The following is a 24,935-nucleotide window of genomic DNA, read 5'->3' on the forward strand; positions in this document are numbered from 1 at the left end:
GGGGAGATCGGGTCTTGTCGCCGCGGCCGCCGACCATGCCGGGCCGGCCCCTACCCCAACTACCCATACGGCGTTACAAGTTGACATGATAGTTTGTGAAATGTGAGGGATGCCCATGTGAAGCGGGCGTTCAAGTACCGCTTCTGTCGGACCGATACGCAGGCAGCTGAGCTGTGGCGCACGTTCGGACGCGTGCGCAAGGTCTACGGTGACCGTGTCGCAGGAAGCCGCCGGACGCTGGTTCGTGTCCCTCCCGGTCGAGGATCTGGGCGTGCGGCTGCTTCCCGCCATGGACACCGGGCCCAGCGAGAACTCTTCCGCAAGGCCGGGAGCAATGGCACCAACCGGGCCAAGGCCCGCCGGAAGGTCGTTCGCAACCTGCTCAAGCACGGCAACCTCGCCCGCGCCCCAGTGGTACGGCCGCGAGGTGATCGCGGTCGACCGCTTCTTCTCCTCCTCCAAGCTGTGCTCGACCTGCGGAAGGCTGCAGAACAGAGCCGTAGGAACCCCCTTCTTCAGGGTGGAGGAAGTCAATTGACTGAATTGGGGGGCTGTGGACGGGCCTGGCGTGGCGGCAGCACTCGTTGGGAGGATGCGAATGCATACCGGTGATGCCAACGCCACCGTGACCCGGCAGGAGCTCGGAGTGCAGGGCGGCCCCACTGGATTGGTCGGCCACTCGTGCGGTGGCACCGTCATCAGCGAGGCCGGCACCCACGACAAGGTCGCGGCCCTCGTCCACGTCGCGGCGTACGCGCCTGACAAGGGCGAGCCCGTCGGGCCTCTGACCGCCGACCCGCCGCCCGCCGTCCCGGTGCCGGTCCCGCCGAACCTGCCGCCCAAGGGCGGGTTCTTGTTCCTCGACCGCGACTCGGCGTCGTTCGCCGACGACCTCCCCGCCGACCGCGCGGCCTTCCTCGCGGACTCGCGGGTTCCGTGGGGCGCCGACGCGCTCGGCGGCAGCGTGACCGATCCGGACGACCGTCCCGGCCGTGCCTCTTTCGGCCCGGACCTCCCGCCATCCAGCCGTATCGCCCGTCGGTCCGACGGCGTACGTTCGGCCGAGAGACACTTGCGAGGCACGTCATGAGGACCGGCGTCATCTCACCAGCCGACCCACGTCAGCTGCTCTATGGCCGCGACCACGATCTCGCCGTCATCGGCGCCTTCGTCCACGGCGCCGCCAACCACGGCGGCGGGTCCCTGCTGGTCACCGGAGACGCAGGTGTCGGCAAGAGTGCGCTCCTGCATGCCGCAGCAGCGCGAGCCGTCGACGGAGGCGTCCGGGTACTGCGGGCGGCCGGCGCGGAGTTCGAGGGGGACCTGCGCTTCGCCGGGCTCCACCAGATTCTGCTTCCGCTGCTCGACGGGCTGGCCGACCTTTCCGACCACCATCGGAACGTACTCACGGTGGCCCTCGGCATCGCATCCGGACAGGCCCCTCCGCAACACGCTGTCACGGGCGCCACCATGGCCCTGCTCCGGCACGCCTCGCAAGCCCACCCCCTCCTGCTGGCGATCGACGATCTTCCGTGGCTGGACCGGGGGAGTGCCAAGGTGCTGCGCTCACTCGACCTCGCCGCGACCCGGATAGGGATGCTGGCCGTCACCCGCAACGATCACAGCGCGCATCGCGGATCCGGCGCCACGCGCGTCCACGAACTCGCGCCGCTGGACGACCAGTCGGCGGCCGCGCTGCTGACGGATCGGTTTCCCGCCCTGCCCCCAGAGGTACGTCGGCGCCTCCTTGTCGAAGCGCTCGGTAACCCGCTGACTCTCCAGGAGCTGCCGACCGCACTCGACGCGGCCCAGCGGTCGGGATCCGCGCCGCTGCCTCGCGTGCTGCCGCTCAGCCGGCGCCTACAGGCGGTCTTCGCCTCACAAGTGGCCGATCTCCCGCCGTCCAGCCAGCGTCTGCTGTTGTTGGCGGTACTGGACGGCACCGGTGATCTGTCGGCCCTCCGGTCGCTGCTGCCTGACCGTGTGGTGACGGAGGCCTTGCGGGACGCACAAGAAACCGGACTGATAGACCTGGATCGTGCGAAGACGCGCCTGAACTTCCGCCATCCGCTGATCCGCTCGGCTGTGGTGGAGCTGTCCACCGCCGGTGAGCAGCGCAGGGCTCACGAGGCGCTGGCGCGGCGGCCGGACGGAGATGACGAGCGCCGCACCTGGCACCTCGCGCACGCGACGGTCGAGCCGGACGAGCATGTCGCCGAGCTTCTGGAACAACTGGCCCGCCGGGCGCGCGGACGCGGCGATGTCGCCGGTGCGGTCGCCGCCTTCACCCGAGCGGCCGCTCTCAGCCCGGACACGCGCGACCGGAGCCGCAGGGCCGCCGTAGCCGCCTACCTGGGCGCGGACGCGACCGGAAACCTGCTCGACGTGCCGCGGCTCCTGGAAGCGTGCCGGCCGACCCACGACGCCGATGCGACCTCATTGACGACGGCGCTCGCGGCCGCCTCCCACCTCCTGTTCAGCGGCAACGGGGACGTCGACTCCGCGTACCGTCTGCTGATCAAGCCCGTCGACGCCGGGCTCAGCCGGGCGGACACACCGCACGACGTCCTTCAGGAGGGCCTGTACACGCTGATGTGGATCAGCTTCTTCGGCGCCCGCGCGGAACTTTGGGAACCCCTCGAGCAAGCCATCGCGCGTCTGACTCCCCGCGTCCCGGCATCGTTGGCGCTGTTGATGAGCTGTCTCGGCGATCCGATCCACACCTCGCTCCCTGACCTGCGCCGACTCGATGACGCGGTCGGCGGACTCGCGACGGCGGACCCCGTCGAGGTGATCCGGATCGGCATGGCCGGCCAGTACGTCGGCCGGGTGAAGACCTGCCGTCCGGCACTGCAGAGGCTGCTGGAGGAGGGCCGCGAAGGCGAACATGTCACGCTGACGGTCCACGCGATGAATCTGCTGAGCCGGCACTGCTACGAGTCCGGGGAGTGGGATCAGCTCGCCCACCTCAGTGAGGAAGGACTGCGGCTCAGCCGCCGGCACGGCTACCACCTCCTCGCCCAGACGTTTCTCCACCACCAAGCCCTGCTCGCAGCGACACGCGGAGACACCGACCGGGCGGACGACCTCGCCGACGAGATCACGCGCTTCGCGGCACCCAGGCGTATCCAGCTCCTCCTCACGCTGGCCGCGGAGATCAGAACGAGAACGGCTCTCGGCCGCGGAGAATACGAAGCGGCATTCCTGCAGGCGACCTCGGTCAGCCCCGCCGGTGTCCTTCCGCACTTCCAGGCACCTTCCCTGTGGCTGATCCCGGACCTCGTGGAGTCGGCCATTCTCTCCGGTCGGCACGCCGACGCAGAGGCGCACGTCGCAGCGCTGCACCGCGCCCAGGTGCCCGCGATATCGGGCAGGCTGGCGCTGGTGACGTACGGCGCCGCAGCCATGACCGCCGACGACGACCGCTTCGTGGCACAGTTCGAACACACGCTGGCCCTACCCGACGCCGGCACCTGGCCGTTTGACCTTGCCCGCATCCGGCTCTTCTACGGCGAACGCCTCCGACGCGCCAAGGCCACGCAGACAGCGCGTGAAGAGCTCAACGCCGCCCTCACGACCTTCACGCAGCTGGGGGCATCGCCCTGGGCCGACCGCGCGCGAAGCGAACTGCGAGCGTCAGGCCTCGTGGCCGTCCAGGCCGGTGCCTCGCCGGACACCCGCCTGTCACCTCAGCAGTACGAGATCGCAAGGCTCGCCGCCGCGGGTATGACGAACAAGCAAATCGGTCAACGGCTGCACCTCTCGCCGCGGACCGTGGGAAGCCACCTCTACCAGGTCTTCCCCAAACTGGGCATCACCTCGCGCGCAGCGCTCCGCGACGCCCTGCAAGAGGCCGGGAAACCGCCGCACGCCGGGCCGAAGGGCACCGTGACTCTGCAGCCGTGATCGCCGACCTGCGGGGGACGGCCCCGAGTGGCGGAGCCGACGCCGACGGCGTCCAGGCGGTGGCCGCGACAGCAGGCCGCCGCCGAACTGCCGGAGCACCGGCGGCCGGTGCCGGGAATGCTGGCGCGCACGCTGGAGACGGAGGCCGAAGCACGGCGGCGCACGCCACCGAACAGCCCGCGGACCTGGTCCGCGAGCACATCGCCCAACACCTGCTGGCCACGCGGCTGGGGCAGTCGCACGAGCTGACCGGTGGCCGCGCGGATACGGCCGCCCCGGGGCCGCGGGATGGGCCGAACGCCTGGCTCCGCCGGCCGACCGGCCGGTCCGCGAGGACGTCATGGTGGTGGCTGCCGGCAGGACGGGACTCCGGGCGTTTCAGGCGTGGACTTGGCTGTTGTGGACGGCGACGGACGCGTTGTCGTGTGCGGACGGTCCGGTGATGGCACCGGTGGATCTGACGTTGCTGGACCAGGGGTCCGGCACCACGCCGGTGGCTGCCGCCGCGCCGGGAAAGCCCGGTCGGCCCACACCCCGTACCGCCGCACAGGCAGCGCCCGGCCCGTACACCTTCTACACCGTCACACCGGCCCACCCCACCGCCGGCCTCGCCCAGTTCCCGCCCCCGTCCCAGACGGTCGGCCCGGACGGTCACTTACCGGCGGCGCGCATTACGGGTCTCTTTCGATCTTCTCCGGGTGTGTGGCCCGTGCTCCGTACCGTCCCCATCACGGCAGTACCAAGCTCGGGCGGCGCCCGTCGTACACGCAAGGTTCCAACGGCATCGATCCGGTACGAGGACGCGCCGGTACGGGAAGTGCCGTTAGGGCAGCCGTGGTTGGCGGACGTCGCCGAGGCCGTGGACGGGCCCGTCCCGTCCGGTGTGGGGCGAGTCGGTTCGGCGGAGGGTGCGCGTGAGCGCGTGGACGACGGCGCTCCGGCCGGGCTCAGACCCCAGCCACAACACCTCCGGCGGTAGCACCAGGGCGCCAGCTAGGGAAACCAGACCTCGCCGATGCCCTCCTCGCCCTCCTCACTCCGGTCGACGACGAACGCCGACTCGACGCGCTCTTCATCCGCGTAGACGGACAGGGCGCCGCCGGTGAGCATGTGGAGGAAGCCGTCGTAGTCGAAGATCCCTTCATCACTGACGTCGTATCCCTCGCCCAGCCCTTCGGGGTCGATCCCCACAGCGGCCAGAGTGGCATACCGGTCGCCGGTGATCTCCAGCTCATCGAAGCCCTCGACCATCAGATCCGGGGCACCGGGCACGGCAACAAGGATCTTCGTGTAGGAGGCGCCGAAGTCGCGTTCGCAGACAGCGACGATCCGGGCATCCGGATGCTGCTTCTTCTGGGCCTGGAACTCGTCCTCCAAAGCACTGGCCAGTACACCGTCTTCGACAAGCGCCGGGTCGGTGATCTTCACTGTGGAGCCCCACACGGCCGCGCGTACGCCGTCCAGCTCTTCCCGGCTGGCCGGGCTTCCCGGATGCTCCAGCTGGGACGGAGCGTACTCACGGCGGATCACCGAGACGGTCGACAGGGACAACACCGCGACCCTGGCCGCCCCCGGGTCGTGGGCAGTGGCGGACGGCCGCTCGTTGGGCTGGAGCGGGGCCGCGAAGGGGGGATGGACGATGACCAGATGCGCGTGCCCGCTGTGACGGGGATTCACCTGCGTTCCGGGGGATACGGGACTCATGTCGCCGAGCGTATGCCGCTGCCCACCATCAGGATGTAACGGTCTTGTGGAGAAGGGGAGTTGACCCGGTATCGAACCGTGTATCGACTACAGCCGGTACACGCGTGTCCCTAGCGTGAGGTCTGTTCGTCGGCGCCACATCGACCACGGGGGCCCCTGGCGCCTCACGAGCACGCCATGCCCTACCGGGCCCCCACGGGGACATCACGTGAAAAAACCCATACGCAACCGGCGGTTGCATGCGCTGCGCCGGTCGGCCGTCGCGCTCGCATGTGCTTCGGTCATGGCCCTCACCGGGCTTCCCGGGATCACCTTAGCGATCGCTGCACCGAAGCCGCTGGACCCGGGCAAGCGCTGTGACGAGTTGTACGGCCTGCCCAGCAGCACCAGCCCGACCGTTGACCTGCCGGAGTTCGACGCCTCCCGTGCGAAGTCCCAGTGGGACGAATACGAGTACGTCAACCCTGCCAAGGAGTGGGACGGCCTCGGGCCGCCGTCCGCCGCCAAGGAGGCCACGCTGTCCAAGCTGACCAAGGCCCCGGCGACGCAGCCCGACCGGGTCTGGTGGAGATGGCTCCAACAGAAGGACCAGTACCCCAAGTTCGAGGACTACCGTGACGCGAAGTTCATCACGAACTCCGGGAACGACCCCCGCGGCAAGGCCTTCGAGCGGAAGGTGATCAAGGATCACGGGCTGGTCGGACCGGACTGGATCTGCCAGAAGGAGGTCGAGTTCAAGGACCCCGCCAACCCCGACAAGACGTACCGGCGCAAGCTCGACGCCTACAACACGCGCACGAAGCAGATCCTGGAGATCAAGTCCAACGGCAGCCCGGACCGCACCCAGATCCCCAAGGACCTGGCCTGGGCCAAGGACCCCAACTGGAAGGACAGCCGGGTCAAGTACGTCTTCGCCGAGCCCCAGAAGGCCGACGCGAAGAAGTTCCTGGGGGACATGCGCCAGATCGCCGGTGACCGGGTAACCGAGTACAACTACCGCTCCGACCGCGTGGAGTTGGCCCCCAAGGGCGGACAGCGCGCCACGAGCGGTCTGCTGGAGCCCCCGGGCCAGTCCGGCACCACCCGCGGCGGCGCCACCGACCTGATCCGTGAGTCGCGGCCCACCCCGAAGGACATGGCGGACTACCTGAACCGCAGGAACCTCGCCAACCCCGGTGGTCTGCCCCGCGGCCCCGGCGGCGTCGACTTCTCCACCCTGGACCTGAAGTACATCGGCAAGCCGGTCAAGGGCAGGGGCGTCGACTTCGCGTTCGATGCCAAGGAAGACCCCACCGAGCAGTCCGGATGGGGCGGCAAAGCCAAGGCCCAGCTCATCTCGGACGCGTTCTTCACCTGGCTCGCCCTGACCCCCGACAAGTTCTGGGTCAACCTCAACCCGGATGAGCCGGACCGCATCATGGACGCCAAGTTCGGCAAGACCGACGCCGGCCGCGTGCTCCTGGAAGCCGACCTCCAGATGAAGCACGACTTCTACAAGGCCATGGACCCCGATACCGACCTCGGCAAACGCTATTGGGCGGCCCTGCCCAAGCAGAACGGCTACCCGTGCATGCCCGGTCTGCGCAACTGGATCGAGCCGAAGACCGCGCAGGTCCGAGAGCAGGACGGCGGCATCTACATCCTCGACACCCCGCTGCGCCTGAAGTCGACCGCGCAGACCACGATCACCCCCGGCCCGGGCACGCCGATCTGCACCCCGAACGAGGCCGAGACCAAGGCGGCACAGCGCGTCATCGACCAGATGATCGTCCCCGCGGTGGAGAAGACCATCAACACCGCGCCCCAGTACGCGGACCTGCGGCGCGTCTACACCGCCCGCGTCGCGGCCGAGTACATCCGCCAGCAGGACGCCAAGACGCCCACGGACTACCACCAGATCATCAACAGCGGTGACGTGTCCCGCTGGCCGCTGCGCGCGCCCAACCAGGACTGGACACGTGAGGCCCTGTTCAAGAAGTACCGGTACATCTACACCCACGGCGAGTTCGAGTACAAGATCCCCGCGAACGGCACCGTCCAGGTCTACCTCGTGGGCGGCGTCGACATGTCCAAGCAGCCCAAGCACAACGTCAGCAAGGTCAACTTCACAGCCCAGCACCGCTACCTGCCCCGACAGGCGCAGACCAGCGTGAAGACCCTCACCGACAACACCGACCTGACGGGACAGGTCCTCCTCGGCGCAAACACGGCTGCCGACGACACCGGCACCCCCACACCCACGCCAACCCCGACACCGACGCACACGGGCAGGCCGACCCCCACCCCGACCCACAGCGGTGGAGGCGGCGCAGGCACGCACACTCCGGCACCCACCACGCCCGCACCCAGCGAGCCCGGGGGTGACCTCGCGCACACCGGTAACGACTCCCCGATCGGCCTGATCTTGGGCGTCGCCGCCGTCCTTGCCGTGGCCGGCGGGGCGCTCGTGTGGTGGATGCGCCGCCGCAGGACCGCCCAGGAGTAGCCTCCCGGCGGACGAACACACCTGATGGGGCCGGTACGCGCAACCCGCGTACCGGCCCCATCATCTTCAGCAGCCCTGCTGGGCTTCCCGGCTCCTGCACGGAGGCCGCCGCGTTCGGCGACCTGCGCCACGCCGGTGTCGGCACTCCGCAAGAGCGCAGCGTCCCGTTGCCGGGGTGGCCGACGACCATGTGGGTTAGTCCGGCCCGGTGCCGCCGGGGGTAGTGCTGCGGTGTGCCTCGTCGGGTGCGTGTGCGACTTCGGACGGGAGGAAGGCTGCTGTGTCGCGCAGCTCGCGGACGATGTCGATGAGCGCGGTGACGGCGGGGTTGGTGTTGTCGCGGCGCCAGACGATGCGGTGGTCGGCGTAGGGGCTCGGGTCGGTGAAGGGGCGGTAGACGATTCCGGCGAAGGGTCTTGCCGCGGCTGCGCTGGTGATGGTGAGTCCGATGGCCGAGCCGGTGAGCACCAGGGGCAGGAGCCGGTCGAGGCTGGAGATCTCGCGGTGGATGGTCACCGTGGCGCCGCGGGATTCGAGCTGGCCGACGAAGTGATCGTGCAGCCAGGGGTTGACCTCGCGCTCGACGATGACAAGGGGCTGGTGGGACAGCTGGGCGGGGTCGATCGCGTCCGAGGCCGCGAGGGGATGACCGGCGGCGACTGCGACCACGAGCGGTTCGCGGGCCACCAGGAGCGAGGTCAGCTCGGGTGGGTGCTGGGCGGTCCAGGAGAAGCCGAGGTCGAGGCGGCGGTCGCTGAGCTCGGAGAGCTGGGCGGTAGTGGTCATCGGTCGCGGGGCCAGCCGGATGGCGGGGAAGCGGGCGTGGAGCGCGGGCACCGCGAGTTGGAACAGGCGCGGACCAAGATCCTCTGCGTACCCCAGGCGGAGTTCGTCGACCGTGCCGGTGGCGGCGCGGCGGCCGACGTCGAGAGCGTGACGGACGGCGGCGATGGCACTGCGTGCCTCGGGCAGGAACGCCTCGCCCACCTCGGTGAGGGCCACGCGGCGGCTGGTCCGGGTGAACAGGGGGGCGCCGAGTTCGCGTTCCAGACGGCGGATCTGCTCGCTGACCGATTGCTGAGTGACATGCATCCGGGCCGCAGCCCGGCCGAAGTGCAGTTCCTCGGCCACGGTCACGGCGTACTCCAGCTGGCGCAGCTCCATGTCTCCATATTGACAGGCTTTGCCTGTTGAACAAACGAGCGTTCGTCGTTGATCGCGTCGCGGCACGGCGCTGTCATGGAGGTTGGCAACCAACCGTCCGACCCGAGGGGTACCGACATGAGGACCTGGTTCATCACCGGAACCTCCAGTGGCTTCGGCCGCCAGATGACCGAGCTGCTGTTGCAGCGCGGCGACCGGGTCGCCGCCACCTTGCGCAATCCCGTGCGCCTCGACGACCTGGCCGCACGCCACGGCGACCGGCTGTGGCGCGCGGACCTGGACGTCACCGACACCGCACACATGCGGAAGGTCGTGGACAGCGCGTTCGCCGAGCTCGGACGCATCGACGTGGTGGTCTCCAACGCCGGGTACGGCCTCATCGGCCTGGCCGAGGAGCTGACCGACGAGCAGATCGAGCGCCAGATCGACACCAACGTGATCGCTCCCATCCAACTCGCCCGCGCGGTGACGCCACACCTGCGCGCCCAGGGTGGCGGCAACTTCCTGCAGACCTCCAGCATGGGCGGCCACATCGCGTTCCCCGCGATGTCGCTGTACCACACCAGCAAGTGGGGCATCGAGGGCTTCTTCGAGGCGTACGTCCTGGAGACCGAGCCGTTCGGCATCCACACCACGCTGATCGAACCGGGCATGGTCGCCACCGATTTCTACGGCTCGGCGGACATCACCCCCTCGCGGCTGCCCGCCTACGCCGGCACCCAGGCGGCGGACTTCACCCACGGCAAGAACAGTGTGCCCCTGGAAGCCATGCCAGGTGACCCCCGCAAGGTGGCCGAGGCGATGATCCGCATCGGCGACCTGACGGAGCCGCCGCGGCGCCAGCTCCTCGGTTCCGACGCCTACCACCTGGTCCACGACGCCCTCACCGCTCGGGTGGAAAGCGCTGAGGCCCAGCGTGAGGTCGCCTTCTCGACCGACCGGGACGGCTTCACCCCGCCCTCGGTGTGACGCCTTGCTGTCGGCTCACCGGAAAGGACATCCGCCCAGGCCTCGCTTCACCGACAAGACCGTCATCATCTCCGGCGCCTCTCAGAACTGGAATCTCAGAACTGGGACATCGAGCCCACCCATTTGGCGCGCCAGGCGGGCGGAGTGAACGGATCCGCGAAGTACTGGGTCTCGTGTGAGACCTTGCCTTCCTGGAATTCCATGATGCTGATAGTGGATGCCGGTTTCCCGTCATAGTCGATCACATATTCGGTGATCCAAAGATCCCCACTACCGAGAATCCGGCGGACGGTGAAGGTGAGCTTGGCCGGGTGGTGTGAGCGCAACGCCTGTAGATTGCGGCGGCCGTGGATGCGTTCACCCGACTGGGGATAGTCAGTGATGACGTCGTCGTGATAGATCTCGTGCTCGGCGTCTTGATCCCCGGCAGCAGACGCTGCCCAGTGCCGGTCCAGCGCCGCTCGAGTCTCCTGGTCGCCCACCGCGTTCCCTCCGATCACAGAAGTATCGGACGAGATCATTTTAGGCCGTGTCCTCATTCTTCCCACGGACTATGTCCCCGGCCAGCCACAGCGGGCACTGCGCCAGGGCGATCAGTGATCTCCAGAAGGAGGAACGAGGAGCTCTCTGATGGTGAAGCCGACCAGCAAGATCACTGGCATGGCGTAGATGGAGACTCCGACCAGGACCATTCCCGAGGGTGGCGCGACCTGGCGCGGCTTGTCGGACGAGCACGAGTTCTTGAGATCATCCTTGGCGCGCGACTCTTCGACGCGGTGACCACCGAGGAATGCGGCTGGCCCCAACGCGCGCTCCCCGCCGCTGAGCTCGACGAGTTCGTCGACCGCCTTGCGTGAAGCATCACCACACGCGCACCCGGAGTGGTGAGCGGGAGCCGGAGCTCAGCACGCTCAGTGACGGCAGCGCCGCTGGTAACCGGTTCGAATCGGTAACGCATCGCGTCGTCGACATCACCCATCTCATATCGATTCCCGCGCCCAGAAACCAAGAGACGATCTCGATTGCTGTCGGGAGCCCCTCCGCGACTGACCCGGGGTCGGTGCGATCCCGCTTCGCACACCCAAACCGCACGACAGGCCACCGCGCCGTCATCCGCGTGGCCCCGGTATGGCCGGAAGACGTAGCCAACAAATCGCTCCAGCGATGCAAGGCCGCCGCCGCTGTTCACGCCCACACCAAGACCCTCCTTTCACGTGCGACATGCGATGTCGCCGGTCAGCGAGCGAACGGCGTGCTGATCAGGCAGAGGAACTCGTATTCCGCAGCATGATCCTTCGCGGGGGACCTGCCCGAACGATTCGGGCCGTGGAAAACGGTCTACTGACGGCACCGGCGGTGGTCGGCTGATGGGACATGCGAGCACCCACTGCAGCAGCTTCAAGCCGCGGCCGATGAGGTAGGCGAGATCGATCGGACACGCCAGCAGGTGAAGGCCTCGGCCGTTCTCGCGGCGGCTTTCACCACCAGAGTCCCTCTGAGCGCAGACGGTCACTGCCGCCCACTGTGTCTCTGAGTCACGCCGGGACAGCGGACAGACCGCGCCCAGTTCACACTGGTGCCGGAGAAGATCCGCGTCCCACGGCGTGGGCCAGGCAGACCGCGCAAGGAGCCGCAGAGCGTCGCGGTCGGCAAGGCGTACAGCAACGGGTCTTGCCGTCAGTACCTGCGAGATCGAGACATCCACCAGCGTGAGGCGGTTGAGGAGGTCCAGCGCCTTTTACCATCCGGCACGGAGCGTAGAGAGCCGGGGCGTTTGCGGCTCGGGTTGGGAAGCCAGTCGGCGCTTCCGAACGCAGCCTTTCTGGCGCCTTGCTGGATGGCCCGTTGCTTGCAACGGGCCATCGCGAACAGACGGCGGCACTCGCTACGCGGCGCCGCCAGGAGATCAGGGCCGATCAGGAAGCGACCATAGCGTTCAGCCCATAGTCCAGTTCTGAACCATCGACCAGCACCGCCTCGACCGTGCGCGTACTGGGGTCGATGTCGGCCACGATCCCGTCCCCGGCGTAGCGGGGATAGCCCGAGGCTCCCGTCTCGCCCGTCGCCTCGACAACCGCCGATCGCACGGCCGAGTCCTCCACGGTGGCGGCGCCTCTGTTCTCGATGTGTTCAGGGACCAACAAGATTCGGAAGCGCTGCGGCTCTGTAGTCATGCTCCGGTATTTAATCGCCTGTCCGGCCAACCGCGGGAAAGGCGCACGACGGGTCTGCGCAAACAGGCTCCGCCGGCCGGGTCCCCACCCGGCACCTAGGGCGTGCGGTGAAAGCTGGAGTTGGGCTGATGGAGTCCATGAAATTGCTGGACGGTCAGGGACGTTGATCACTTCATGACTCAACGACCAGCGCCTCGCACACTGTCCGACGAAGCCCTCTCCAGCTTGCTTGGCCAGCAGCAGTTCGGCACGCTCGCCACCATCAAGCGCAGTGGCCACCCCCACCTGACAACCATGGTGTACAGCTGGGACCCCGAAGCCCGCATTGTGCGGTTCTCGACCACGGCCGACCGGGTCAAAGTCCAGCACCTGCGGCGCAATTCACGCGCGGCGCTGCACGTGTCGGGCGGCGACGTGTGGTCGTTTGCCGTCGCCGAAGGCGAGACCGTGGTCTCTGAGAGCTCGGCAGTTCCTGGGGACGCGGTCGGGCGGGAACTGCTCGGGATGATCCCGAAGTCCGGGAGGCCCGAGGACGAAGCTGCGTTCCTGGAGGAGTTGGTTGCCGAGCGCCGGGTGGTCATCCGGCTGAAGGTGGACCGACTGTACGGCACAGTGCTCGACATCGACGGCTAGCACGTATCGGGTCCGTGCTGGTCACAGCCGCTCGTTGAGGACTGCGACCAGCACGGTCGTCGCTTCGTAGCGGACGGCAAGCTTGTCGTACCTCGTTGCCACGGCCCGATGCCGCTTGAGGCGGTTGATCCCGCACTCGACCGCGTGGCGTCCGCGGTAGTCGGTCTTCTCGAACTTCGGCGGCCGACCGCCCCGGGAGCCCCGCTTCTGACGGATGCGGACGCGGTCCGCCGGGACCGGGATGGTCGCCTTGATCCCACGTCCGCGCAGGCAGGCCCGGTTACGGCGGGAGTCGTACGCCTAGTCGGCCCGCACCCGTTCCGGCCTGCTGCGCGGCGTGCCAGGACCGAGGCGGAGCACCCAGCCCCAGAGGCCGTAGCGTTCGGGTACATCGCGCTACTGGGCACCGGTCCGGGTCCGCCACCGCATACCGTCGATCAGCCGCCGACGCGTCCACAGCGGCGTACGGCCCGGCTTGAAGCCCTGCGGCAACAACGGCTCCAGCCGGGCCCACTGGCCATTCGTCAGATCACAACGCCCCACAGGACGCGATCATCCACAACCAAGATCCACTTTCGCAACAGACCCGAGTGCTGTGACCAGATCGGTAAGCCGGTTCGCGATGCGGGGGTTCTCGGAGAGTGCCGCGTGAGTCTTCACCGCGGGGCTGGGGGCACCTCCCGGCCGAAGGCTGGGGGAGGGAATCGCTTGGGAACGCACTCAATTCCAGGACGGGCCGTGGAGCGGATACGCCGGAACGTGGCTCGGCGCCACGGTCCGTACCGGCGGTGCAGCGCTCAGTTCGTCAGTGGGCCCGGTCACCGTGCCCGGGGCCTGCGCGAGTCCGGTGGCCCACGCCTGGTCGACACGCGAGCGCTCGGTGACGTTCGGGTAGCGGTTGGTGCAGGACGGGCCGGCGCTGCCGCCCGACATCAGCTCACTGCACGGCCCGCCGTAGTCGTCCGGCAGGCCCAGCACGTGCCCGGTCTCGTGGGTGACGACGCGGACCGAGTCGTACTGCTGGTTCTGGGTGTAGTCGAGGAAGACGTAGCCACTTCCGTGGCCGTTGGTGGAGGCGTAGGACCCGCGCGCGTCGTTGCCCTCGTAGTAGGAGAAGTCGGCACCGCTCGACGCCTCCTGGAGCTTGACGTTGGACTCGGAGCTGTTCCAGATCGAGGCCGCGCTCGATATCTGCGAACGGAAGCTCGGTGCCTTGGAGTCGTCGTAGTAGACAGTCACCGCCTGCGCGTTCGGCTGGGCGGCGCGCTTCTCAGCGACGGACTTGAGCACCGCCTCGAAGAACGCCTTGTTGCTCGCGGCCTCCTCACCCGACCCGGCGTACCGTGCCACGGAGGTACCGGCGGCAGCGGACGGGGTGGCGGCCGTCTGGGCGCTCGCCGGCACCGCCGCGCCCAGCGCGCTGGAGGCCAGACCCAGGCCGAGAGCGAGGGCGAGGAGTCTCGCGGACCTTCGGGACGACTTCATGTGGGGGGCTCCTACTCACTCGGTGACGCCGAGCGCACGGTGCGCTGTCGACTCTGCGTGAACACCGGTTCCGAACTGCGGCGACGTCCTGTGGGTCGACATTCTTAGAACGGCTCGACAGGGAGCGCAAAGGGTCCCGCCACTACGTCGCCTCGTAGGTCCCGGGATCCCTCGCCTGGGCAGAGCACGGGTCTCCGGTCCGCGCATGGCGGCAGGAGGGGAAGCTGTCGCGGCGTCAGAAGCCTTACAGCGATGGGCAACGGGCGTGCGGGCCAACCGGGCGGAATCACGGGAAGCGCAGCAGGATCCGCATCCGGGCCAAAACGGATAAATCCTCAGATGTCTGCCATGCCGCGTCTACTAAGTGTGCCGGTGTGTTGGTGGGGCGCTGTGACCGACGTCATAGAACATGGGCTTCCGCTTCTTTCGCACCCCACCGGCCCTGGGGCGCCCCCCAGCGAGCGCCCTCAGCGCTGGGCGGCATCCCTCACCGCCGAGCCGCCGCCGCTCAGTCTTGATCAGGATGGAGGTCAGGCCCGCCGTGCAGCCCGGCGAGCGGCGTGAGGGAGAGGTCGGTGGTGGGTTCCTCGCCCGCCTCCAGCAGCGTGTCCGCCGCACCCGGTGGCTTCGGGCCTATGCGGGCCGGGCTGTCGTCAGCCACGCGAACGAGGTGCGGGCCCGGCCGTAGAGTGCCAGCTGCACTCTGGCCCCTTCCGCCGGCACCAGCACCACCCAGTCGTCTTCCATGTCCTTGCGCGGGACGTATCCCAGGGCCTCCATCCACAGCGCGGCCGCACGCGTCACATCCGAGACACCCAGCGCAACGGAACCGACTCTCAGCATGGGCCGATTCCCGCGGACAGCAGCGAGCCGAGGCCCCCGACTACACCCCTCCCAACAACGAGGCGAACATCGCCTGAGACGGCGCGAGCCCGTGACATCAATCCGAAGGGTGTGGCCGACGAGGGCGTCTTCGGCTGCGGATACGAGCGAGTGGCCGATCGGGCATCGGACGGCGAAAGGCGCCAGTCGAGTTCTTCATCGCCATGGCCAGTGCGACATCACGGTCCGATGCCTGATCAGACGCGCGTGGATCGTCTGTCGCTGGGACGCCCGTCCGTCGAAGCCCCCGCATCCGATGACCACCGGTGGAAACGGCTAGCCCGACGCGTTGGCGACTGACAGACTCGCTCCGTGCGGATGTTCATCGAGGACATGGCCAAGCGCTTGGCCGAGGTGCCGGGCGTAGTCGGGGTAATGCTCGGCGGCAGCCGGGCACGTGGAGAGCACCGGCCGGAATCAGACTGGGACCTCGGCGTCTACTACAGTGCCGGGCTCGATCTCGCCGCGTTGCGCGCATTGGCCGGACCCGATGTGGAAGTGGCCGGCCCAGGCAGTTGGGGGCCTTGGGTAAACGGTGGTGCGTGGCTGCATGCCGACGGCGTGGCGGTGGACTGGATCCTGCGGGACCTGGACCGGGTCGAGCAGGTGTGGGCGGACTGCCGTGAGGGCCGGTACGAGGTAGGCGTACAGGCGGGTCATCCGCTTGGGTTCTGGTCGCCGTGCTATGCAGGCGAGGTAGCGCTCGGTCAGGTTCTGGCTGACCCGAGCGGCGAACTGGCGGACCTTAGGCGCCGGACCACGAACTACCCTGAGCCGCTGCGCGTGGCGCTGACGGCGGGAGCCTGGGAGGCGGAGTTCCTGGTCAACGCCGCAGCAAAGGGCGCGGCCCGGGCGGACACGCTCTACGTCTCGCTCTGCCTGTCCCGGGCCGTGGGCGTGCTGGTGCAGGCGTTGTTCGCAGAGGACCGGCGCTGGTGCCTCAATGAGAAGGGCGCGCTGGCTGTCGCCGAGACATTGCCGGGCGCGCCAACCGGCTTCGGCCAGCGAGTCCGCGGCTTGCTGGGGGCACCCGGCGAGACTGCGGAGTCGCTGGCGGCAACGGTGACCGAGGCACGGGCGTTCGTTGAGGAGGCCCTCACCGTGCTGAGGAGCCGCGTCGAGTAGCAACAGGACGTGCGCTACGCCTGGGACTCCCATACGAGGCAGAAGCAACCCGGAACTGGCTCCGTTCGGCGCCGAAGGGCTCGACTGGTTCGTGGGCATGACGGACTCCGGCCCGGCGTCCCTGCGTGCTGCCGCCCTGGGGCGCGCGGCGAAGGAGAACCACGAGGCGGGTGCCGAGTACGACCCGGAGATGTTCACCCCGGCCGACCATGCCGCGCTCTGTGATGAGTGGTCCTGGTTCGGCGACGTCGTCGCTCCCGCCGTCGAGGCCGGCCCGGACGGGCTGATAGACGACGACCTTGTCTACGTCGCTCCGTCTCGGCCGGCCCGCGCAGCTCGTGGCGAAACGACGTCGCAAGTCGCGTACACAAGCCAGGCCGACAGACGGGAGGCCAAGCCGAAGGGTCTGTCCCTGGTGGAGGAGAGCCGACGGTTGTTCTCCCAGCAGGACCGCGCCCCCGAGTTGCGCAGCCGGCGAGGCGCGTCGAAGTAGCCGGGCTACGCCGCATCCTGGCGACGTCAGCCTTCCGCGACCTCGTACGAGTCGACAGGGTGCGGCAGAGTGCCCAGAAGTTCACGCAGGTCGGCGTGGCTCTCGGCGGGTCGGGCCGCGAGGAGTCCGTCCAGCGCGGGCCGCTGAACTCGGCCTCACCAGCGGAGTCGATCCCCGTTCCTGCCGCGCAAGGAGCTGTGGAAGCGGTTCGCCGACTTCGACGCCCTGTCGTTCACCGCCCGCCGACTTGAAGCGTTCGGGCTGGTCGCCGATGAGGCGCAGGCCCACGGCCTGACAGTTCTGTTCAACGAGCGCACTCACGACCCGGGTGATGGGGGCCGCGCATGCCTGACTCTCCGCTGTACGCCGGTCAGTTGTGGCCGCCGTGTGGCCGCGGTCCGTGAACCCGACGCTGATGACGATGAACCGGCTGGAGACCCTCGGCTTCGTCGGCCGGACCGCCGCAACCGGCGCGCACACCCTCCTGCCGCTCGGCCTGCGCGTCCATGACCGGCTCTCCCACATCGCCCGCGACGCGTTGGTGGACCGCGGCGCGAACGCCGCCGCCTTTCCCACGCTGCAAAGCCCCGCGTTGTTGTGGGAGCAGCACACGGCGTACGAGTTCGTAGTCAAGGATGCTGATCTGGCAGTGACCAGCATGGTGGAGGACGCCAGCGTGATGCATCTGCTGACGATGATCGGTGGTTTCGGCAAGTGAGGGCGCGGGCGGCCGCGTTTGAGCGGGACGAGGGCCAGCAGGTGTCGCCGGTGCGCGAGGCGGTCTCGATATCACTCCGCATTACCTGCCGCAGCTCGCGTGATCAGCTGACAGGCCCGAATTGCCTTCCCGGAGGCGCCGGGAGGCGAAACCGTTCGAGATGGGACGGCTCGGAGAGAACTCTGCGGCCCCGCAGCCCAGCCCTTCTAGCCTGAACCCGGCGCCGAGAAGCCGGCCGAGGAACTGCTCCAGCGTCATCCGCCAGCAGCTGATGGTGAACTCATTGCCGAAAGGAAGCTCAACACGCTCATCGGCGAACGAAGAGGAGGAACCGCAGAAGTGTCACCACGGACATCATCATTTGCCGTCGTGCAGGGCGGTCTTGAGTGCGTCGATGGCGAGGTGACGAGCGACCTTGGTGGCATTGGTGTCACGGAGGAGGTCCAGCATCAGGAAGTCGTGGACCATGCCCAGAACGCGGACCGCGGTGACGTCGACACCGGCCTCACGCAGCTTGGCCGCGTAGGCCTCGCCCTCGTCACGCAGGACGTCGGCCTCGTCGGTGATGACCAGGGTCGGGGGCAGGCCGCGCAACTGGTCGATGCTCGCCCGCAGCGGTGAGGCGTAGGGCTCGGCGCGCTGGGCGGCATCGGTGGTGTACTGGTCCCAGAACCAGATCATTCCGTCCCGGGTCAGGTACTCCCCGTCCGCGAACTGGTGGTACGACGGGGTGTCGAAGTCGGCGTTGGTGACGGGGTAGAGCAGGACCTGGCAGCCGACCCGGACGTCATCGCCCCTGTCCTTGGCCATCAGGGCGAGGGCCGCGGACATGTTTCCGCCTACGGAGTCGCCGCACACGGCGAGGCGCGAGGCGTCCAGGCCGTGCTGTGCGCCTTCGCGGGCGGACCATTGGGCCACGGCGTAGTTCTGCTCGATCTGGGTGGGGTACTTGGCCTCGGGGGCCCGGTCGTAGACGGGGAAGACCGCAGCCGCGCCGGCGCCGACGGCGAGTTCGCGTACGAGGCGGTCGTGGGTGTTCTCGTCGCCGAACACCCACCCGGCTCCGTGGATGTAGAGGATGACCGGAAGCGCCCCGGAGATGCCGCGCGGACGCACGATGCGGGTGCGTACCTGCCCCCACTTGCCGGCGTCGACGGTCACCCATTCCTCTTCGACGTCGGGTTTCGCGACACCTTCTCCGGTCTGCAGGCCGGCGAGGATGTCACGCCCCTGATCCGGCGGCACCTCGTAGATCCGCGGGTGCGGGGAGGTCGCCTCCGTCAGGTCCTGCGCCGCGGGCTCCAGGATCGGAGTGGGAGGGGGAAGCACTGAAGTCATGCTGATCTTCCTTTCCCCGCAGGGTTGGGGGCAGCGAGGACGCTAGATGCGTTATTTGCACATATGTATGCATCCTTGATCAGGATAACGGGGCGGTGGCACGCTCGCGATCGCACCAGTCCGTCCCTGGGTGGGCAGAGGAAGGGCAACGGCGACGTGCTGATGAATGCGGCGCGCACTTTGCGCGCACCGGGTACTGCAACCCGAATTGATCGACCCGTTCGACAATCCGCACGGCACGGTGGATCGCGGCGTACAGATCGACTGTGGATCCGGTGATACCAGCGAAGCCGCCGGACCGCCCCGCGATCACGCGGCCCGCACTGTTCTCCGTTCTCCGTTCTCCGTTCTCCGTAGTCCGTTCACGGGGGAACCGAAAGGGTGTTCCAATTAGGGGAGGTGACGGGTTAAGGTCGCGACCAGCGAGTTCTTGTACGGAGGTGCCCGGGATGGAGAACAGTGCGCCGGCACGGCAGGGCCGTCCCCCCGGCCCCCGGACCGCCGAGGGGAAGTTGACGAGCCGCCAGTCGGCCATCGTCCGCTACATCACGGAGTCGGTCGACCGGCAGGGCTACCCCCCGTCGATGCGGGAGATCGGCCAGGCCGTGAAGCTCGCCAGTACATCCTCGGTCGCCCACCAGCTGATGGCCCTCGAGCGCAAGGGCGTTCTCTACCGCGACCCGCACCGTCCCCGCGCCTACCGGGTCCGGCCCACGTGGGCGCCCGACCTGGGCAGCAGGAGCGCGGCACCGGTCGACGTACCGCTCGTCGGACGGATCGCCGCCGGCGCACCTCTGCTCGCCGAGGAGATGATCGAGGACGTCTACTCGCTGCCCCGCCAGGTCGTGGGGGAGGGCGACCTGTTCGCCCTGACGGTCTCCGGCGACAGCATGATCGACGCGGCGATCTGCGACGGCGACATCGTGACCGTCAGACGGCAGGACAGCGCCGACCATGGCGACATCGTCGCCGCGCTTTTGGGCGACGAGGCGACCGTGAAGGTGCTGCGCCGGCAGGACGGGCGAGTGTGGCTCATGCCTCGAAACCCGTCGTACTCGCCGATCCCCGGCGACGAGGCGCAGATCCTTGGCAAGGTCGTCGGCGTCCTGCGTCTGCTCTGAGGGAGTGACCCGCACCGGTTTCCTCCCGATGAGGGACCGCGACGGCAGCGTCCGAGAAGGGCTCTTCTGGCACCTCGGCGACGAGTTCGTACGCCGTCTGACGGCCCTCCGGGAGGCCGGGGAAGTTGTCAGACCGCAGAGACACGCCCGGATCGAGCGTCTGAAGGCCCAGAACACTGAGTTGAAGGCCCAGAACGTCGAGCTGAAGGGCCGCGATCGCCGACCCGGACGCGACCATCGCAGAGCTGACCGAGTTCAAGAAGCTCGCACTGTCCCAGCTCGTTGCGCAGCTGAAGGCCTGTCATTGGCCGGTTGTGATTCACCGCCGACGGCCGCTTGATGGGGAGCTGTCCGGCCGCCAGCGGTGATACTGCGTTGCTGTTCCGGGGCGAGTGGCTGTGTCAGTTCCAGGTCTCCGTCGACGGCGAGGACCTGGCCGGCGAGCCAGACGGTGGCGAGGTCGGCCAAGGCGCAGGATCCGAGCGGCGCCTCATCGCCGCGGACGGGCGTACCCAGCCCCGCGTCTGCGGCATGGTCCGCCGCACACAACCTAGGGCCGAAGCACGATCTTGCCGTGGGTGTGTCGGCGTTCCAGCTCGCGGAACGCGTCTCGCACCCGCTCCAGTGGGTAGACGCGGGCGATCGGCACCTCCAACTCCCCGCGCGCGGCAAGCCGGGCCAGCTCGCCGAGCACGACCGCACACGCCGCCGCACCTTCTCCGTAGGTTCGCGCCCCAACCCTGGCCGCGGCCTCCCAATCGCGGATGGTGTTGATCCGTTCGGGCCGCACACCCAACTCCACTGCCAGCTCCACGTAGCCGTCGCCGAACGTGTCGATGAACGCGTCGACGTTCCCGCCGGAAGCCTGCCGGATCCGTTCGTCCACGTTCTCCCCGTACTCGACCGGGACGATACCGCGATCCTTCAACCAGGCGTGGTTCCGCTCGCTCGCCAGCCCGATCACCGTGGCGCCGCGCCGCCGTGCGAGCTGCGCGGCAAGAGACCCGACGCCGCCGGCCGCACCGGACACGACGACTGTGTCGGCCGGGCCGGGGTCCACCGCGAACACGGTGGCGTATGCGGTCGTGCCGGCCACGTACAACGACCCGGCCACGTCCCAGGACAGCCCCTTGGGACGCGTGGTCAGCGCCACGTCGTCGACCACGACGAACTCCGCATGGCTCGCCCTGTTATGCGTGAAACCCAGGACCTCATCGCCCACCGCGAAGCCGCGCACCTGCAGACCGACCTCCACCACGACGCCGGCCAGATCGCTGCCCTGCCCGGAGGGGAACGTCGCCGGCCAGCGTTTGTGCCGCGCGCCCTCGCGGATCATCACCTCGCCTGGCTGGATCCCGGCCGCGCGGACCTCGACCAGCACCTGCCCGGGGCCGGGCGTCGGCCGCTCCACCTCCTCCACCCGCAGCACATCGATCCCGCCGTACTCGTGGAACCGCACTGCCTTCATCGCGTGATCACCGCTCCTTCTCGTTCGCGCAAGCCTTGGACGGTCACGCCCCGGACAGCGACACATCGACCGGGCCATCGCATTCAACGGCTCAGGAACGGAGCTTTCTTCCCAGGATCAACGGTCGAGGATGTATGTGATGACGGTGATATCGCCAAGGCCATGGGGATGCGCCGCGACGAACTCGATGCCTGCTTCCCCTGCCTGCCGGACGCCGTCCTCGGCGCGGCCGACAGCGAAGACGTCCGCGCCGACGTCGGCCGAGTCGGCGACGCACCTGCGGCCTGACCTGCATCGTGCAACCCCGAGCACGCGGGACGTCGATGGAGAGTGACGGCAGCAGTGGCCGTATGTGGGGCATTCTCAATGGCCGCCGACAACGGCCACGGGGGCACAGAGGGACACACTTCTCGGAAACCGCCGAGTTTCGTCCTGCACCAGAGCGACACGGCCGACCGAACCGCCGGGACACGGCCTCCGGCGTGATCTTGTCAGAACGAGACACGACCAGCGCGGGACACAGCGAGTGCGGAAACAAGTACGGCCACCTACCCGGTCGTGTTCCAGCAGCCCTGCGTTGAGATACGCCGGGAAGGGCGCGTTCATGTACGCGGACTGGAGAGCGGGGACGGGGAAGGCGACCGTTCGCGCGGCAGAAGCCTTCTCCGAACTGAGCTGGCGTGCACGGCCGTTCTGCCGTTCTCGGTGCCAATCTCCGTTTCGCCGGGGGCAAAGCCCATAGGAACCGCCACCGGCGCAGCAGATCCATCCCGTACGAGCGCGGGATCCGAGGTGAGCTGTCAGCCGCCATAAGATCCTTGAAGAACCCTGCAGCAGGCGGGATCGCTTTCGCTTCCTGCCGCGCTCGTGGTGCAACGCCGACTCGCAGCTTGCGGTCCACGGACAGGCCAACTCCTCCATCAGCTCGGCGAGGTCATACTCAAAGAACTCGTGCGGCCGTCCCCACATCATGGCTTGGGTCCTGAAGTCTCGTGAATCGCATTGGCAGAGAGAATGAGCCGAAGTCGATGAGGGGTGGGGCGTGTGTCGCTGAGGACGGAATCAGCCTGGCGGTGGGGGTACGTCGCGTGTGGGTGGGCGGTGATCTTTGCCGGATCACACTTCTACTGGGCCGTCGGCGGCGATGTGGGGCTGAGCGTGTCCGCCGGGCGGCAGCTCGCCGACGCACGCCCGCTCTGGTTCGTGCTGGTGGGTCTGTGGGGTGTGGGGTCCCTCTGCCTGGTCGGCGCCTTGTAGGCATGGCTGCTCGTTCAGTCGCGTCCCCGTTCCAAGCCAACGAGGCGCATGCTGAGGTATTTGGGATGGGGGTCAGCTTCATCCTGCTGACGAGAGGCATCCTCGTTGAGTTCTTGGTGCTGACAGACGTGACGCACCTGGATGCCAGCGTGAGTGCGGGGCAACGGTTTTGGACCCTGGCGCTCTGGAACCCCTGGTTCATCGTAGGTGGGCTGGCCTTTGGAATGTCCGTACTTGAAGCCGGCAGGCGCGATCGCTCTTCGTTACTTCGGAGCAATCCGCGCTGACGCACCGAGAGGTCGTTAAGTCCGATCTTCCTTGGTTCGTGATCGCTCGATCGTGGTACTGATCGCCGCCCGGGCCGTCTGCCGCTGACCGCCTGCGGGCAGGCGCTCAGCGGCCCTGGCCACGCCTCCAGTAAGCCGACTCCGACCTGGCGTTTTCCCGGGACAACGGCGGGAGGGGAGGCAGTGGCGGAGGCGGAGCAACAGTTCATAGAACACGTGATTCAATGACCGCATGGTGGAGGATCGTACATTTCTGGGGCCGCTGCAACTGACCAACGGCCGTTGGGGAGTCGGGGACGCCACACGACCTGACGCCCACTGGGTGGAGTTCCGTCCCGACGGGCTCTACCAGCACGAGCCAGACTCCGAGGGACAGTTGATCCTGTGGTCCAGGATCATGAATGGCATCTGGATCACCTGGGGCAAGCACTCCTGGAACACAAACAGCAGAGGCGTATACACGCTGAGGGGAGTGGTCGCCACGCGCAACGGCGGCTGGATGCGCACGACGCTGCGCCACCCGTACGAGGACCACCAGTTGCGCTTCGACCAGCACACGCGCCCGTACCGGGCCGTGGACGCCCTCCGGCTGGAGTCCCTGCTGCGGCAGCTCACCACTGAGGGAAAGCTACATCTCCTCGGCGACCCGGAATGGGTGGGTCGTGCCGCGGCGTACCTGGCCGGCGGGAAGAACCGCTGGATTACCAGCCGTGCACTGCGGCAGGTGGCGGCGGAGGCCCTGGCAGCAGCCGGCCCTGGCAGCCCCTGACAGCCGCCATGCGCTATGAAACGACTTCAGAGGTGGCGAGCCACCTCTCTCCGAGGTCCATCTCATGGCTTCCGTTCGGCTGCATGGTTCGGTTCCTCCTTCTCAGCGCAGTTGCTCGGCCAGTCCGACGATGATGCCCTCCGGGCCGCGGAGGTAGCAGAGCAGATAGCTGTCCTCGAACCGGGCGATCTCGCCGACGAGTTCGGCGCCGTGAGGGCGCAGGCGGGCAACAGTGTCCTCGATGTCGTCGACAGCGAACATGACGCGGTGCGTGCCCAGAATGTTGTGCGGCCGGTTGCGCGGCCCGGCGCTGATCACCGCGGGGTTGCGGTACTTCGCCAGCTCGAGCCGGCTGTGACCGTCTGGGGTACGGACCATCGCGATGTCACAGCGGACGCCCTCGAGTCCGGTGCACTGGTCGGCGAAGAGGCCCTCGACCTCCGCCCTGCCCTCCAGCTCCATACCGAGTTCCACGAAGAACGCGATGGCGGCATCCATGTCCTCGACGACGATGCCGACGTTGTCCATCCGCTGAATCGACATGCTGGTTTCTCCTTCTTCTTCGTGCGGCCGGTGGTGGCCGCTGATGTCCCTGGGACGGAGCCGGTGGCACGTTCTCGACATCCGCAGACTGCCGAACTCCGAAAGATCTGGATCGCGCCTCAGGTGGGATTCATCCGGATGTACCAACCCCCTGTCGAATACGTGTCGAAGGCGCCGATCTATCGCGCTCGGCGTCCGTGGAGCACCAGGTCAGGAGGGATGGGCCGACGATCACACCAGGCGCCTTCTAAGCGCTAGGTGTATTGACCCGCAGCGTTGTTCACGCGGCTGATCGGTGGCTGGCCGCCGAGCGCGGTGGGGCAGCGGTGGTGGTTGTAGGTGTGGAGGAAGTCTGTCAGGGCTGCGGTGCGCTCGTCGTTTGAGGTGTAGGGCCGCTGGTAGGCCCATTCGTCG

20 protein-coding genes and 5 pseudogenes are annotated in these 24,935 nt (G+C 68.1%); 13 read left to right on the forward strand and 12 right to left on the reverse strand.

What is annotated here, in order from left to right; translation table 11 throughout:
• Positions 1-102 precede the first annotated feature (102 nt).
• From ACIQTP_RS45305 to ACIQTP_RS45315, 3 genes and pseudogenes are all read left to right on the forward strand, one after another.
• Positions 103-208, forward strand: a pseudogene (locus ACIQTP_RS45305) (helix-turn-helix domain-containing protein); the annotation flags it as partial.
• A gap of 390 nt (positions 209-598) precedes the next feature.
• Entirely contained in the window at positions 599-1,090 is a 492-nt protein-coding gene (locus ACIQTP_RS45310; RefSeq protein WP_403411668.1) for an alpha/beta fold hydrolase, read from the forward strand.
• Positions 1,087-3,906 carry an AAA family ATPase gene (locus ACIQTP_RS45315; protein WP_403411670.1) on the forward strand — a complete coding sequence of 940 codons (2,820 nt, stop codon included), beginning with the start codon at positions 1,087-1,089 and terminating at the stop codon, positions 3,904-3,906. Before ACIQTP_RS45310 ends, ACIQTP_RS45315 begins: the two co-directional genes overlap by 4 nt.
• Before the next feature lie 993 nt (positions 3,907-4,899).
• Here ACIQTP_RS45315 and ACIQTP_RS45320 read toward each other — a convergent pair.
• Positions 4,900-5,610, reverse strand: a complete 711-nt coding sequence (locus tag ACIQTP_RS45320) for a DUF6333 family protein (RefSeq protein WP_403411672.1) — start codon at positions 5,608-5,610, stop codon at positions 4,900-4,902.
• A gap of 283 nt (positions 5,611-5,893) precedes the next feature.
• Here ACIQTP_RS45320 and ACIQTP_RS45325 point away from each other — a divergent pair, with 283 nt between their 5' ends.
• Positions 5,894-8,095 carry a hypothetical protein gene (locus ACIQTP_RS45325; protein ID WP_403411674.1) on the forward strand — a complete coding sequence of 734 codons (2,202 nt, stop codon included), beginning with the start codon at positions 5,894-5,896 and terminating at the stop codon, positions 8,093-8,095.
• A 195-nt stretch (positions 8,096-8,290) separates the two neighbouring features.
• Here the strand turns inward: ACIQTP_RS45325 and ACIQTP_RS45330 are convergent, their stop codons facing one another.
• Positions 8,291-9,259, reverse strand: a complete 969-nt coding sequence (locus ACIQTP_RS45330) for a LysR family transcriptional regulator (protein WP_403411677.1) — start codon at positions 9,257-9,259, stop codon at positions 8,291-8,293.
• A 117-nt stretch (positions 9,260-9,376) separates the two neighbouring features.
• Between ACIQTP_RS45330 and ACIQTP_RS45335 the strand changes: the two genes are divergently transcribed.
• Positions 9,377-10,228, forward strand: coding sequence for an SDR family oxidoreductase (locus ACIQTP_RS45335; RefSeq protein ID WP_403411680.1), 852 nt, complete (start codon positions 9,377-9,379; stop codon positions 10,226-10,228).
• A gap of 95 nt (positions 10,229-10,323) precedes the next feature.
• Here ACIQTP_RS45335 and ACIQTP_RS45340 read toward each other — a convergent pair whose 3' ends face one another.
• The gene (locus ACIQTP_RS45340) at positions 10,324-10,749 is read right to left on the reverse strand and encodes a nuclear transport factor 2 family protein (protein WP_403411683.1); all 426 of its coding nucleotides are present in this window, start codon (positions 10,747-10,749) and stop codon (positions 10,324-10,326) included.
• 1,395 nt (positions 10,750-12,144) lie between these two features.
• On the reverse strand, positions 12,145-12,402 hold the full coding sequence (locus ACIQTP_RS45345; protein ID WP_402052659.1) for a hypothetical protein: 258 nt from the start codon (positions 12,400-12,402) through the stop codon (positions 12,145-12,147).
• 174 nt (positions 12,403-12,576) lie between these two features.
• On the opposite strand from ACIQTP_RS45345, the gene ACIQTP_RS45350 reads away from it, so the two are divergent.
• On the forward strand, positions 12,577-13,035 hold the full coding sequence (locus ACIQTP_RS45350) for a TIGR03618 family F420-dependent PPOX class oxidoreductase (protein WP_403411686.1): 459 nt from the start codon (positions 12,577-12,579) through the stop codon (positions 13,033-13,035).
• Positions 13,036-13,056: 21 nt separating this feature from the next.
• Here ACIQTP_RS45350 and ACIQTP_RS45355 read toward each other — a convergent pair.
• From ACIQTP_RS45355 to ACIQTP_RS45370, 4 genes and pseudogenes are all read right to left on the reverse strand, one after another.
• Positions 13,057-13,578: pseudogene (locus tag ACIQTP_RS45355) on the reverse strand (transposase).
• Between the two features lie 288 nt (positions 13,579-13,866).
• Positions 13,867-14,520 (reverse strand): annotated as a pseudogene (snpA, locus tag ACIQTP_RS45360) (snapalysin); the annotation flags it as partial.
• A gap of 508 nt (positions 14,521-15,028) precedes the next feature.
• Positions 15,029-15,181, reverse strand: a complete 153-nt coding sequence (locus ACIQTP_RS45365; RefSeq protein ID WP_403411689.1) for a hypothetical protein — start codon at positions 15,179-15,181, stop codon at positions 15,029-15,031.
• Entirely contained in the window at positions 15,154-15,363 is a 210-nt protein-coding gene (locus ACIQTP_RS45370) for a hypothetical protein (RefSeq protein ID WP_403411692.1), read from the reverse strand. Before ACIQTP_RS45370 ends, ACIQTP_RS45365 begins: the two co-directional genes overlap by 28 nt.
• Positions 15,364-15,720: 357 nt before the next feature.
• On the opposite strand from ACIQTP_RS45370, the gene ACIQTP_RS45375 reads away from it, so the two are divergent.
• The 3 genes and pseudogenes from ACIQTP_RS45375 to ACIQTP_RS45385 all read left to right on the forward strand — a co-directional run bounded on the left by ACIQTP_RS45375 (position 15,721) and on the right by ACIQTP_RS45385 (position 17,738).
• Entirely contained in the window at positions 15,721-16,527 is an 807-nt protein-coding gene (locus ACIQTP_RS45375) for a DUF4037 domain-containing protein (protein WP_403411717.1), read from the forward strand.
• A 55-nt stretch (positions 16,528-16,582) separates the two neighbouring features.
• Positions 16,583-16,843: pseudogene (locus tag ACIQTP_RS45380) on the forward strand (alpha/beta hydrolase); the annotation flags it as partial.
• Between the two features lie 598 nt (positions 16,844-17,441).
• A complete protein-coding gene (locus tag ACIQTP_RS45385) occupies positions 17,442-17,738 on the forward strand; it encodes a hypothetical protein (RefSeq protein WP_403411694.1) in 297 nt (98 codons plus the stop codon).
• A 357-nt stretch (positions 17,739-18,095) separates the two neighbouring features.
• Here ACIQTP_RS45385 and ACIQTP_RS45390 read toward each other — a convergent pair whose 3' ends face one another.
• On the reverse strand, positions 18,096-19,076 hold the full coding sequence (locus ACIQTP_RS45390; RefSeq protein WP_403411697.1) for an alpha/beta hydrolase: 981 nt from the start codon (positions 19,074-19,076) through the stop codon (positions 18,096-18,098).
• A gap of 449 nt (positions 19,077-19,525) precedes the next feature.
• On the opposite strand from ACIQTP_RS45390, the gene lexA reads away from it, so the two are divergent.
• The gene (lexA, locus tag ACIQTP_RS45395; protein ID WP_403411700.1) at positions 19,526-20,197 is read left to right on the forward strand and encodes a transcriptional repressor LexA; all 672 of its coding nucleotides are present in this window, start codon (positions 19,526-19,528) and stop codon (positions 20,195-20,197) included.
• 550 nt (positions 20,198-20,747) lie between these two features.
• Here the strand turns inward: lexA and ACIQTP_RS45400 are convergent.
• Positions 20,748-21,665: an NADP-dependent oxidoreductase gene (locus ACIQTP_RS45400; protein ID WP_403411703.1), complete on the reverse strand. Its 918-nt coding sequence runs from the start codon at positions 21,663-21,665 to the stop codon at positions 20,748-20,750.
• A 162-nt stretch (positions 21,666-21,827) separates the two neighbouring features.
• Between ACIQTP_RS45400 and ACIQTP_RS45405 the strand changes: the two genes are divergently transcribed.
• The 3 genes from ACIQTP_RS45405 (at position 21,828) to ACIQTP_RS45415 (ending at position 23,978) form a co-directional block, all read left to right on the forward strand.
• Positions 21,828-21,953, forward strand: a complete 126-nt coding sequence (locus ACIQTP_RS45405; RefSeq protein WP_403411706.1) for a hypothetical protein — start codon at positions 21,828-21,830, stop codon at positions 21,951-21,953.
• Between the two features lie 813 nt (positions 21,954-22,766).
• A complete protein-coding gene (locus tag ACIQTP_RS45410) occupies positions 22,767-22,922 on the forward strand; it encodes a DUF3995 domain-containing protein (protein ID WP_403411709.1) in 156 nt (51 codons plus the stop codon).
• Positions 22,923-23,441: 519 nt separating this feature from the next.
• The gene (locus ACIQTP_RS45415) at positions 23,442-23,978 is read left to right on the forward strand and encodes a hypothetical protein (protein WP_403411712.1); all 537 of its coding nucleotides are present in this window, start codon (positions 23,442-23,444) and stop codon (positions 23,976-23,978) included.
• A 102-nt stretch (positions 23,979-24,080) separates the two neighbouring features.
• Here the strand turns inward: ACIQTP_RS45415 and ACIQTP_RS45420 are convergent, their stop codons facing one another.
• A complete protein-coding gene (locus tag ACIQTP_RS45420) occupies positions 24,081-24,521 on the reverse strand; it encodes a VOC family protein (RefSeq protein ID WP_403411715.1) in 441 nt (146 codons plus the stop codon).
• A 254-nt stretch (positions 24,522-24,775) separates the two neighbouring features.
• Positions 24,776-24,935, reverse strand: a pseudogene (locus ACIQTP_RS45425) (IS481 family transposase); the annotation flags it as partial.

Origin of the sequence: Streptomyces sp. NPDC090798 (assembly GCF_044768965.1) — a bacterium.
Classification (GTDB): Bacteria; Actinomycetota; Actinomycetes; order Streptomycetales; family Streptomycetaceae; genus Streptomyces.